This is a genomic window from Endozoicomonas sp. Mp262 (genome assembly GCF_025643335.1).
In the GTDB taxonomy this organism is placed as follows: domain Bacteria; phylum Pseudomonadota; class Gammaproteobacteria; order Pseudomonadales; family Endozoicomonadaceae; genus Endonucleibacter.
In genome coordinates, this window is sequence record NZ_CP092489.1 from 3066854 (window position 1) to 3079544 (window position 12691).

9 protein-coding genes are annotated in these 12691 nt (G+C 44.7%); 7 read left to right on the forward strand and 2 right to left on the reverse strand.

Features of this window, described 5'->3' with window-relative positions; translation table 11 throughout:
* Positions 1–46: 46 nt before the first annotated feature.
* On the reverse strand, positions 47–1639 hold the full coding sequence (locus MJ595_RS13470; protein ID WP_263078451.1) for a hypothetical protein: 1593 nt from the start codon (positions 1637–1639) through the stop codon (positions 47–49).
* A 157-nt stretch (positions 1640–1796) separates the two neighbouring features.
* Here MJ595_RS13470 and MJ595_RS13475 point away from each other — a divergent pair, with 157 nt between their 5' ends.
* From MJ595_RS13475 to MJ595_RS13490, 4 genes are read left to right on the forward strand one after another with little or no spacing between them, the layout of a single operon-like run.
* Positions 1797–2030: an OadG family transporter subunit gene (locus MJ595_RS13475; protein WP_263322507.1), complete on the forward strand. Its 234-nt coding sequence runs from the start codon at positions 1797–1799 to the stop codon at positions 2028–2030.
* A 26-nt stretch (positions 2031–2056) separates the two neighbouring features.
* Positions 2057–3838 (forward strand): sodium-extruding oxaloacetate decarboxylase subunit alpha, encoded by a 1782-nt coding sequence (gene oadA / locus MJ595_RS13480; RefSeq protein WP_263078452.1) that lies wholly within the window; start codon positions 2057–2059, stop codon positions 3836–3838.
* A gap of 17 nt (positions 3839–3855) precedes the next feature.
* Entirely contained in the window at positions 3856–5160 is a 1305-nt protein-coding gene (locus MJ595_RS13485) for a sodium ion-translocating decarboxylase subunit beta (protein WP_263078453.1), read from the forward strand.
* A 22-nt stretch (positions 5161–5182) separates the two neighbouring features.
* Complete coding sequence (locus MJ595_RS13490; protein WP_263078454.1) at positions 5183–5806, forward strand: LysE family translocator; 624 nt, start codon at positions 5183–5185, stop codon at positions 5804–5806.
* Positions 5807–6025: 219 nt separating this feature from the next.
* Here the strand turns inward: MJ595_RS13490 and MJ595_RS13495 are convergent, their stop codons facing one another.
* Positions 6026–6394 carry a hypothetical protein gene (locus MJ595_RS13495; RefSeq protein ID WP_263078455.1) on the reverse strand — a complete coding sequence of 123 codons (369 nt, stop codon included), beginning with the start codon at positions 6392–6394 and terminating at the stop codon, positions 6026–6028.
* A gap of 735 nt (positions 6395–7129) precedes the next feature.
* Between MJ595_RS13495 and pflB the strand changes: the two genes are divergently transcribed.
* From pflB to MJ595_RS13510, 3 genes are all read left to right on the forward strand, one after another.
* Positions 7130–9412 carry a formate C-acetyltransferase gene (pflB, locus tag MJ595_RS13500; RefSeq protein ID WP_263078456.1) on the forward strand — a complete coding sequence of 761 codons (2283 nt, stop codon included), beginning with the start codon at positions 7130–7132 and terminating at the stop codon, positions 9410–9412.
* Between the two features lie 440 nt (positions 9413–9852).
* Positions 9853–10584, forward strand: a complete 732-nt coding sequence (gene pflA / locus MJ595_RS13505; protein WP_263078457.1) for a pyruvate formate-lyase-activating protein — start codon at positions 9853–9855, stop codon at positions 10582–10584.
* A gap of 295 nt (positions 10585–10879) precedes the next feature.
* A complete protein-coding gene (locus tag MJ595_RS13510; RefSeq protein ID WP_263078458.1) occupies positions 10880–12655 on the forward strand; it encodes a hypothetical protein in 1776 nt (591 codons plus the stop codon).
* Positions 12656–12691: the final 36 nt, after the last annotated feature.

The window sequence follows — 12691 nt, forward strand, 5'->3', positions numbered from 1 at the left end:
AAAACGGAGGAGCAAAATGTTTTTCCCAACAGAGTGGGAGAAGGCTTTATGAGTTATCCTGTGAGACGTTCTCCAGTAACTTTGCGGAATCAGCAGTGCTACAACCGGTAAAGCTGATATCCTGTAGCGTTACTGGTGCGGCGGGAGAAAAACCTTCTTTTCCTGTATCAAGCAAAATAGTTTCATCATCCACAGGTGCAAGTTGCTCGGGAAGGCTTTTTATTTTTTCCCATGTTTTTCTTTGGTCTGTGGGTACTTCAAGAGCTGTGTCGAGGGTTCGTATAATCTTGTCATAGTTTTTCTTCTGTGTGCTATCTGATAGTGCCTCTTTTTTCTCTGTGGCCATGCCTTTTAATGTTTTAATCTGTTCAAGGGTTAAAGGTGTTTTTTTGACCAGTGCGGCAAAGGTATTGGCATGACCCCTGTGACAAGCCCAGTGGAGAGCGTGCGCAGGTTTTTCTTTGGTATCTGTGTCCCTCGGCATGTTTTCATCAGGGTGTAGCGGGTCTGCCCCTGCTTCCAAATGAAGTGTTACCTGTTTTATGTCTGGTTCAGAGCCTTCTTTTTTGCACAGTTCACACAGCTGGTTAGAGCAGTTTTCCATACTGTCCTTCATCTGTTCCAGGGTTTTATGAATGGCAGCCTGCCCTTCTATTAAAAGGCTATGGTCAAGTGGTTTAATGGTATGTAATAACGTCTTTATTGTTGCCAGGCTTGGGTAGTTACCTTTTTCTTCTGCTGCTTTTAGCATGATTTTAAAGCTCTTTACATCACCCATACGGCATATTTGTAATAGCGGGGCATTACCCCCATCTGCGGAATCAGAGTGAACAAGCATAAAGGGATCAGCCCCTTTTTCGAGATGTTTTTTTATGGCTTTGTGGTGTGGCCCAGGGTTACTTTGTAGAGTCTCCAATAATTTTTTGGTTTCTTCCTCTGCCTTATTGTAACGCCATGCCTGGATTCCCATTCTTAGCCCCTGAATGTCAAGCCAGAGTGATTTAAGCTTGCTAATGTACTGACCTTCTTCGGCTCTATTGTTTTTTATTGCCAGTGCTATTTTATTGTAATCTTTCATTAGGCGTTTAAGCTGAAGCAGTGCTTTGGCTTCAGGGTTGGCAATTAAATAGTATGCAGACCGGCATAATCCAAGCAGTGCTCCAACCCCGGCACCGGCAATACCGCCAATACCCGCAAACATCAGGCCGGGGCCAATAAGTCCTGCAATGAATCCTCCCGGGCCAATGGTGGCACCAGCACCCAGGCCTCCAACAACACCCAGTGCCAGGCCAGTACCACCACCAATAGCCGCTCCTGTTAAGGCACCCCACTTGGCATGATGTTTGACATTGGCCTTTATTTCGCTGGCTCCTTCCTTGAGTCGCTCCCAGGCGGAACCTTCGCTGGAGAAAATAGTATCAATATTGACCGCCTCTGCCTTTCTCTCATCAAGGGATGCATCGAATAGAGGGTCTTTATCCGTAAGCAATCTGGCAGCATCTGCCAAAATAGCACCAAGAGGGTCGTGTTTGCGTAACCGACGTGATCGCCAGCGGTGAGAAATAGCCTGTCCAATCTTTGATTGTGTGACTCGATGAAAAAAGTGACGCTGGGAGGGCGATGTGCCAAGAGTAGGCAATTTATACCTCCTTGTATAATAAAAGCCTGAATTAATTGTTTCTATAGCTGGTTTGGGTAAAATAACGGTTAAACAGACCGTACTCCATCTCAGTTATCAATTTGTACGTCATCTATTAAATATAAATAACAAATGCCTTAATTGGTACATGGATTTGATGATTATGCCAGATAGCATTACAGAGGGACTTTATCTTCTTGGGATGGGAATGGGTGTTGTCTTTTTATTTTTGACATTGCTGGTTATTTTAACCGGACTGATGTCAAAAATGGTCGGTTATTTCTATCCTGAGCCTGCCGCTAATACCGGGAAAGTTAATAAGGATGCTGATAATGAAGTCATAGTGGCCATTAGTGCAGCCATTCATCAGCACCGCAAGCTAAAAAAATAACAAAAACAAATGGAGCTACACGCTATATGTCAGAGGCAACCCGTCCTTTAGGGATCACTGATGTGGTTTTTCGAGATGCACATCAGTCGCTGTTTGCAACTCGCTTGCGGTTGGAGGATATGTTACCTGTCGCAGAACAGCTGGATGATATAGGTTTCTGGTCCCTGGAAACCTGGGGCGGAGCTACCTTTGATGCCTGTATCCGTTTTTTGGGCGAAGATCCCTGGGAGCGCCTTAGGGAGCTGAAAAAGGTGATGCCGAAAACCCGCCAGCAGATGCTGCTCAGGGGACAAAACCTCCTGGGATACCGGCATTATGCGGATGATATGGTGGATAAATTTGTTGAAAGGGCGGTAGCCAATGGCATGGATGTTTTCAGGGTTTTTGATGCCATGAATGATCCACGAAATCTGGATCGGGCAATGAGGGCGGTTAAAAAACAGGGAGCACACGCTCAGGGAACCCTATCCTATACGACAAGCCCTGTGCACACCCTGGATAGCTGGATAGATTTGGCCTGTGAAATTGAAAGCCTTGGCGCTGATTCGCTTTGCATTAAAGATATGGCGGGTATTATGACGCCCTATGATGCCTATGAGCTGGTTTCAAAATTAAAGCAATCTACCAGCCTGGAAATTCAGCTACATTGTCATGCCACTTCTGGCCTTTCATCCATGACAATTCTAAAGGCAGTCGAAGCCGGTGTGGATCGAGTGGATACTGCAATCTCATCCATGTCCATGACCTATGGCCATTCCCCGACAGAGTCAATTATCGCCACATTAAAAGGTACAGAAAGGGATACAGGACTGGACTTAAAGCCTCTCGAGGCTATTGCATCCCATTTTCGCGGTGTTCGAAAAAAATATGCAGGATTTGAAGGGGCCCTTAAGGGGATTGATTCCCGTATATTAACTGCCCAGGTTCCCGGGGGAATGTTAACTAATCTTGAAAGTCAGTTAAGGGAGCAGGGAGCCAGTGACCGGTTTGATGAGGTGCTTAACGAGATTCCACGGGTCAGGGAAGACCTTGGGTTTATTCCACTGGTCACCCCCACATCACAGATTGTTGGAACCCAGGCTGTTTTGAATGTATTGACCGGGCAGCGCTATCAGACAATATCAAAGGAAACCCGGGGAATATTAAAAGGTGAGTATGGTGCAGCGCCCGCACCTTTCAACCAGGAATTACAGGCACAAGTATTGAATGGTAATAAACCGGTTACCTGCCGTCCCGCCGACTTGCTTGATAATGAAATGGATAAGATCACGGCCGAGCTTCAGGGTATTGCTAATGATAAGGGGGTTAGCCTGGCCGCTGACAGGGAAGATGATGTTTTAACCTATGCCATGTTCCCACAGGTGGGCTTGAAGTTTTTGGAAAATCGCAATAATACCGCTGCCTTTGAGCCTGCACCTGATATTAAAACAACGGCAGTGACTGCTTCGTCCGGTCATGACTCAGAGTCATCTGAACCGGGTATTTACACGGTGAAAGTTAATGGCAATGCCTATCTGGTTGAAGTCATGGAAGGGGGGGAGTTAACCCGGGTTGAAAATCAAGTCGTGGCCGCTTCTCCACAGAATGCCTCGGGTGCTGAGGTATTGCCAGCACCTTTAGCGGGTAATATCTGGAAAATTTTGGTGAAGGCCGGAGATACAGTTAGTGAAGGTGATGTGCTGTTAATTCTGGAGGCCATGAAAATGGAGACAGAGGTAAAAGCTCCCAGGGCAGGCCAAATTACCAGTGTTAATGTGAAAGAAGGTGCCAGTGTTGCCGTGGGTGATTCTCTACTTTCGCTTTCATAAACAGGGAATGGGTTGAAATGGAAAAGCTGTTAAATCTTTGGTATGGCTCTGGATTATACAACCTGACCGGTGGTCAGTTAATAATGATTGTGGTTGGGATATTGCTGCTCTATTTGGCCATTCACAAGAAATTTGAGCCTTTGCTGCTTGTGCCAATAGGGTTTGGGGGGATTCTGGCCAATATTCCCGAGGCAGGCTTGGCTCTCTCTGCTGTTGAGCAGGCGGTTTATCAGGGTTCTCAGGCTCTTATGCTGGAAATTGGCTCATTGCTTGGTGTTAGCTCTCTGTCGCCCGGGGATTTGTTGACGGGCTATTCTGAAGCTCCCTTTTCTATACGGGAGGCTGTGGATGGCATCGTTGAGGATTATGGCTTTAGTCATGGAATTCTATATCAGTTCTATAATGTTGCAATTGCCAGTGGTGTGGCACCTTTATTGATTTTTATGGGAGTGGGGGCAATGACCGATTTTGGCCCTTTACTGGCTAATCCGAAAACCTTATTGTTAGGGGCGGCGGCACAATTCGGAATTTTTGCTACAGTCTTGGGAGCCTTATTGCTCAATACTTCCGGAGTCATGTCATTCGGCCTTGCTGATGCTGCGGCTGTAGGAATTATTGGTGGAGCGGATGGTCCTACCGCCATTTATGTTTCCAGTGTTCTGGCACCACATTTACTCGGCGCTATTGCTGTTGCAGCTTATTCCTATATGGCGCTGGTACCGCTTATTCAGCCTCCTATTATGCGACTGCTGACTACAGAGGCGGAGCGTCAGATTATCATGAGTCAACTCAGGCCGGTGAGTCGTCTTGAGAAAATAATTTTCCCGTTGCTGTTATTATTGCTGGTTGCCATGCTGTTACCTGATGCGGTGCCGTTATTAGGTATGTTCTGTTTTGGCAATTTAATGCGAGAGTGTGGGGTGGTGGATAGATTATCAGACACAGCTCAAAATGCACTGATTAATAGTGTGACTATTTTTTTGGGGTTATCTGTAGGTTCAAAGCTGGTTGCTGACAAATTTTTGCAAATAGAAACTTTGGGTATTCTTATGTTGGGAGTGGTTGCCTTTTGTATAGGAACGGCTTCAGGCATTCTGATGGCAAAGGGGATGAACAAAGTGAGTCGCAGCAAAGTCAATCCTTTAATTGGCTCGGCGGGGGTTTCTGCTGTGCCTATGGCTGCAAGGGTATCTAATAAGGTTGGGCTGGAAGCAAATCCCCACAACTATCTTTTAATGCATGCAATGGGACCTAATGTGGCCGGGGTTATTGGATCAGCGGTGGCAGCTGGTGTGATGATCAGGTATATAACAGCATCATAAGCACCAGAGAATAAGGGCTGCTATGGTAGACTTGTCGGTTTTAGTGTTATTTATTCCTACATTTTTTCTGGTATCGGTGACGCCGGGGATGTGTATGATGCTGGCAATGACAATGGGGATGACAATAGGTATACGTCAAACCCTATGGATGATGCTGGGAGAGCTTACCGGTGTGGCACTAGTGGCTGTATCTGCGGTGATTGGTATAGCAGCCGTCATGTTGGCTTATCCATCGGTTTTTACAGTATTAAAGTGGCTTGGGGGTTGCTATCTGGTCTTTTTGGGGATACAGATGTGGCTATCCAGGGGGCGGATGTCGATTCCTCAGGGTCAGGAAAAAAGTCAGGCCGTTTCAGCTAAGGAATTGGCAGTGCAGGGGTTTGTAACCGCTGTCGTTAACCCTAAAGGCTGGGCTTTTTTTATTGCTTTGTTACCTCCGTTTATACGTGCTGACTATGCCCTGGTTCCACAGCTTGTGGTCTTGATTAGCCTGATACTGCTTTTAGAGTCAATATGTTTGTTGATCTATGCCAGCGGGGGTAAAACCCTGGGATATCTGCTACAAAAAAGTTCCCATGTTCGGGTAATGAATCGCGTTGCCGGAAGTTTGATGCTGCTGGTTGGCTTGTGGTTAATACTTGGCTAATGCTGTTAGGTAAGAAGGGATATTTCATAATAATTAAATGTGTTAATAAAGGTTTGTTTACTTTGGATATGGATAAATAAGAACCTTTCGTAAAACAAGTGACGTAAGGTTAATGAAAAATACTTACCTTAATAAGCAAACCCGTAGAAACACTTTATGGATATAATGAAAAAATGCTTTTTAAAGCATTGTTATGAAATATCCAGGTGGTATGCACGCTTAGTTCAATGTTTCGCTCTGCATATTTGACAGATTATAGTGGCGACGTTTTTTATAAGTTACCTTAGGTGTGTGGTGAGGGTTATGATGTGAATGACTACTTTCATCTAACCTGCTGCTAGTATCAGGGTTTCTTGACTGAGAAGTTCTAAAAATTGACCTTGGCTGATGATCGGTGGCTTCAAATGATTTTTCTGGCTGTTCCCCCAGATTATTTTCCAGGTTTGGTTGAGCTTCATCCTGCATATTTAACCGCATTCTATAAGGGTGACCATAGCCCCTTCTTCTTCGTGGCTTGCTGGTTTTGGGTTCGGGTGGCTTTAATCCAGTAAATTCTTCATAAACTGTTGTATATGAGTATTTGCTCATGGGTGCCTCCAGGCTAAATGCATTCCACTATAATGTTGTTGAATTATTACTTTGATAGTAGACAATAGCATCAGATCCATGAATAGGTAACAGTACCTAAAGAGATTTGAAAGATGCAATTGTTCTATTTGCCAAATTAAACGGTTAATTCGATCAACTAATGACCATCGTTGAGGTATAAGCTTTCCTCTTTGTAAGCTACTGGAAAATACTGAGGAATTCTGGGGTAATACTGTCTCCCCTTCTTTTGCTATTCTTGTATTTCATGGTTTTTGGTTAGTTACTGCATAGCATAGCAGTATAGATTCTAATTAATATGTATGTTTCATAATATTTTTGAATGTAGGTTGTGTAGTAATAACTAATTCGTTGTTTATGAAAAATTTGGGGAAAAAACTTATCAAGCGTCTTTTTTTAAGATTTTCTGTCTGACAGTTGACGTGTGTATTTATTGAATAACAGGGGGAGGATAGATTTTAATACCAAGTTAAGTATTAGCACTAATAGTGGAATAACCGTACATAAGATAATGTTTTTGGTGTACTGGAGCGCGCTGGGTTCTCTAACAATAGCTGTGTACGAGCAGTAATATCTCGAGTTGATATAGTTCAACAATACTTCAATGACTGCTTTCATGTTTTGACATGAGTCAAGCAGTTGTGTGCTCGACATCGGCTGAAAAAAGAGTAATTTTCGGCACTCCCAAGGATTTCTCAAAAACGAGGAGCCAATCAAATGAGCATTCAAGGTACCGATCTGCCAGCAGGTTGGGAAGGTTTTAAACTGGGTGACTGGGCAGAAGAAATCAATGTCCGGGACTTTATCCAGAAGAACTACACTCCCTTTGAAGGGGACCATTCATTCCTGGCTGGTGCCACTGACGCAACCACAACCCTGTGGGCTGATGTCATGGAGGGCATCAAGGAAGAGAATCGTACCCACGCACCTGTTGATTTTGATACAGACCTGCCTTCTACTGTTAATTCCCATGATGCTGGATACATTCGTCAGGATCTGGAGAAAATTGTTGGTCTGCAAACCGATAAGCCCCTGAAGCGTGCTATTATCGCTAACGGTGGTATCCGTATGGTTGAGACTTCTTGCGAAGTGTATGGCAAGAAGCTTGATCCCCAGGTTAAGAAAATCTTCACTGAATACCGCAAGACCCACAATGCGGGTGTATTTGATGCCTATACACCTTCCATTCGTGCTTGCCGTAAGTCCGGTGTTATCACTGGTCTGCCTGATGCTTATGGCCGTGGTCGTATTATTGGTGACTACCGTCGTGTAGCCCTGTACGGTATTGACCATCTGATCGCTGACAAGAAAAAGCAGCACGCTAGCCTGGACGCGGTTCTGGAAACCGGTGAAAACCTGGAAGATACCATCAAGCTGCGTGAAGAGATCATGGAGCAGATCCGTGCCCTGATGCAGATGAAAGATATGGCAGGCAAGTATGGCTGCGATATCAGCAAGCCTGCCACCAATGCACAGGAAGCTGTTCAGTGGACTTACTTCGGTTACCTGGCGGCTGTTAAATCCCAGAATGGCGCTGCCATGTCTCTGGGTCGTGTAGCCAGCTTCCTGGATATATACATTGAGCGTGACCTGAAAGCCGGTCATATTACAGAAACCGATGCTCAGGAAATGATCGACCACTTCGTCATGAAGCTGCGTATGGTTCGCTTCCTGCGTACTCCGGAATACGATCAGCTGTTCTCCGGTGATCCAATCTGGGCAACAGAATCCATTGGTGGTATGGGTCTGGACGGCCGCACACTGGTTACCAAGAACAGCTTCCGTTTCCTGAACACCATGTACACCATGGGTCCATCTCCTGAGCCTAACATCACTGTACTGTGGTCTGAGCAACTGCCTCAAGGCTTCAAGGAATACTGTGCCAAGGTTTCCATTGACACCAGCTCCATCCAGTATGAAAACGACGACCTGATGCGTCCGGATATGAGCAGTGATGACTACGCCATTGCCTGCTGTGTATCGCCAATGGTTGTTGGTAAGCAGATGCAGTTCTTCGGTGCCCGTGCAAACCTGGCCAAGACCCTGCTGTACGCCATCAATGGTGGTATTGATGAGAAGCTGAAGATTCAGGTTGGTCCTAAAGAAGCGCCAATTACTGATGAAGTGCTGGATTACGATACTGTCTACGCGCGTCTGGATAAACTGATGGACTGGCTGGCAACTCAGTATGTCACCGCCCTGAACTGCATCCACTACATGCACGACAAGTACTCCTATGAAGCGGCTCAGCTGGCTCTGCATGACCGTGATGTATTCCGCACTATGGCTTGTGGTATTGCGGGTCTGTCCGTTGCTGCTGACTCCCTGTCTGCGATCAAGTATGCCAAGGTTAAGCCTGTACGTGATGAAGACGGTGTTGCTATCGACTTCGAAATCGAGGGTGATTATCCGAAGTTCGGTAACAACGAAGAGCGTGTTGATACCATTGCCTGTGAGCTGGTTGAAACCTTCATGAAGAAGGTGGCATCTCACAAGATGTACCGCAATGCCAAGCCAACCCAGTCTATCCTGACCATTACCTCTAACGTGGTATACGGTAAGAAGACCGGTACGACTCCAGACGGACGTCGTGCAGGCCAGCCTTTTGGCCCGGGTGCTAACCCAATGCACGGTCGTGACACCAGTGGTGCGGTTGCATCCCTGAGTTCTGTGGCCAAGCTGCCATTTGCCTATGCAAAAGACGGTATTTCCTACACCTTCTCCATCGTGCCTAAGGCACTGGGTAAGGATGATGACGGTCGTCGCAAGAACCTGGTAGGCCTGATGGACGGTTACTTCCACCATGAAGTGGATCGTGAAGGTGGCCAGCACCTGAACGTTAACGTCCTGAACCGTGAAATGCTGGAAGATGCAGTAGAGCATCCAGAGAAGTATCCTTCCCTGACTATCCGGGTATCCGGCTACGCTGTACGTTTCAACTCTCTGACACCAGAGCAGCAGCGTGACGTTATCACCCGTACCTTTACTTCTGCCCTGTAATTGCCTCAGCGTAGACAGTAAATCGAGAAGGCCGGCTTAGCCCGGCCTTCTGCTATTTATAGAAATACCATCAGTGTTATTTCTTTTGGGTTGGATTAGGGGTTGTTGATGTTTGCTCGTGTACTCAGCCAAAACCAGCGGTTTCGTGGCTAGACGCAGTAGCGCAGGAACACTTACGTCTTTCAAGCTACTGCAACGACGGCACGGAATCGCTGGTTTTGGCCCTTCGGGTGGCTCGTAAAGCGGCTTTCCGACTGCGTTGGACTGGCTTGACGTAGAACAACTATGCCTGCACCAGCCCTCCTTGCGGAAAACCGCTTTACGAGCCACTGAGCTCACGATCAAATGTCAACAGCCCCTAAAAGAAATAACTATTGTATGAAATACTGTGGATGCCTCATGAGAGGTGTCCCGCTTTCTTTGTATTCAGGAGATGAATCATGGCTTTGGGACGTGTCCATTCCATGGATTCCTTTGGCACTGTTGATGGGCCGGGTATTCGTTACGTTGTCTTTATGCAGGGCTGTCTGATGCGCTGCCGCTATTGTCACAACCGGGATACCTGGGATCTTCGTGAGGGTGGGGAAATCATGTCCCATGAAGAGGTACTGGATAAGATTCTAAAGGTGCGCACCTTCTTAAGTGGCGGCGTGACGGTAACCGGTGGTGAGCCTCTTTTACAGGCAGAGTTTGTGGCTGACCTTTTTGATGCCTGTCGCAAAGAGGGAATTCATACCTGTCTGGATACTAATGGCTTTACCAAGTCCATTACCCCCCAGGTGGTGCGTCTTTTGGATAACAGTGATATGGTGATGCTGGATATCAAGCATATGGATGAAGAACTCCATAAAAAGCTCACCTATGTGACCAGTCACCATACCAAGCACTTTGCCCAGTATCTTCACGAAATCAATAAACCCACATGGATTCGCTATGTGGTGGTGGATGGCTACACTGTTGATCCGAAATACGCCCGAATGCTGGCCGAGTTTATTGAGCCGATGAAAAATGTAGAAAAGGTTGAGATTCTGCCTTATCACAGTCTGGGTGTGCATAAATGGGATGTGTTAAATGATTCCTACGATCTGGAAAGTGTAAAGCCACCGTCTAATGAGCAGTTGGATGCAATTAAGGCGGAGTTTGAGCGATTGGGGATTAATGCACAGTATTGATGGGTATTGTTGTATTTATTTGAACGTGTGAATCTTTAGGCGGACATTCTATGAATTTTAATAGGTATGAATGTTCAGCCTTTTTTGAATAAATAATGAAGTTAAAAAATAGTTGTAGTTGTATTTTTGGTCTATATTTCGAAAGCTTGATATAAATAATAATTAAAGAAAATAATTTTTTATACTGGGTAGGCTTTTTTGGCGTGAATAGCCGGTTTTTGGGAAAGTGAAAATGCAGCGGTCGAAGCTATATTTTATTGTTTTTTTGATAGGGTTTTGTTCTTCGGTTTTAGCAATGCCTCAGAAAGAAAAAGAGGGGGGGGATGTTAAGTCTATTGAGGAGGGGGTTGGACAGCTGTTGATTGGAAGTCAGGAAAAAACGGATGATAAAGCTGGGTATGTAAGGTATGAAGTTGGTTTGGATGATGATTATGCCAGCACTGAAAATGGGAGTATGGATTTAAAAAGAATCTCAAAAAAAACCGTTTATTCAGTTCAGCAGCGCTTAGCTGATTTGCCTGATAGCTTTAAAATGAGCTTTGCAGATGTTGCGTATAATGAAAGGGTAGCTGCCGAGTTTATTGATCTGCTTAGTCGGGAAGATTTTGGTGATCGTATTTTAAAGTTGATCAGGCTGGAACCCAGGCAGTTGATTTTAGTTTATGCATATACGTTTGAAAAATCCAAGAGGTATAGGGGAAGGCGGTTTTCCCAGAAGGTTTTAAGTATTACAAACTATAATGAAAACCCTGATGCGGTTATTGAGCAGAGGATTCACCGTTTCTTTGATGAAAGTTCACGTATTGAGTTGATGCTTAAAATAGCTATCGCTTTTGGCGTGAGTTTTGCCGAAATCTCATTAATTGAGGCTCTGGGAAATTTAGGAGGAACTATTGGTGTTTATGAGGGAAAAGTAGGAGCCTGCAAACATATTAATGACCAGATTTATGTGATGGGGGAACCTGAGGCTCAGTTTCGAGATTATATTGCAGAGACATTTCATGGAACACGATTTTTAACAAAGTCTGGTGTGCAGTTTTGTGTTGCTTTTTTATACCCCTTTATTGATTATCTAGGTGACTGGTGTTATCAAAAATTAGAAAGAAAGTGTGCAGGTATGCCTGGTTTGCTTTCCTGTAAGTCGGCATATAAAAAGCAGCTTGAAAGGCGTGATGAAGAGATAAAGAGGTTGAATCTTATACGCTATATCTGTGCTGTTGGTCGTGCAGAGGAACTAAGTCAAATACAGGGTGCTGAAGGAGGTGTAGGGCTGTATGGAGAAAATGGGAGGGACAGCAAAAAACGCTATAACTTGAATGATGACCAGTTGGATAAGCTGTATGCTCTTGCAAAAAAGAATGAAGTTGTGGATGGCGTGGTGGTCAGTGGAGAGGAATTTTTTATTGATGCTTCTAATAATTTCACAGTGAATTTTATTTCTACTGGTTTGCTGGATATGACTACTGGGGATATAGAAGAGATTCTTGACTTTGCTGAAAATAATCCTGATATAGAGAAATTGGAGTGTGCGTTGGAGCTTGATGATGAGGACTTTATTTTTAATGAATCACAATTTAAGGTTTCCAATTATACTATTGTTGAAAGGATTGATCAGAGGCTGAGAGATAGAAATACAAGGAAGTGGGCGAGAATTGTAACTCGTTATGGCCAGACATATCTTTTAGCTAGTCTTCTTTTTGTTGGTTTGGAAATGCCAATGCAGGCTGTTTTTAATTTGTCAGTTATGAAGTGGGGTATGGCTCTTATCAAATATAGCCCTGAAAGAAACGGGCTTAACTGTTCTTTTTTTGATGGCACTATACCTTTTACCAATGAAAGTTATCATAGGATGAAAGCGGTGACTGGAGAGGAGAAATTCATTGTTCGTGGTGAGGTTGAGGAGATTTCTCAAAATGAGTATTTAAAAACAGCCGAGACTATTTTTAATGGCTTGAGTATTACCTCTTATGGTTTATGGTGTGATTACTTTCAAAAAAAATATCAAAAGGAAAGGGTTGTGAAAAAATTAAGGTCGGTTGTGCCAAGGGTATTTATGAGAGAGTTAAAATAACAGTGCTATCTGATGATTTAAGCCCCATAGATTTAA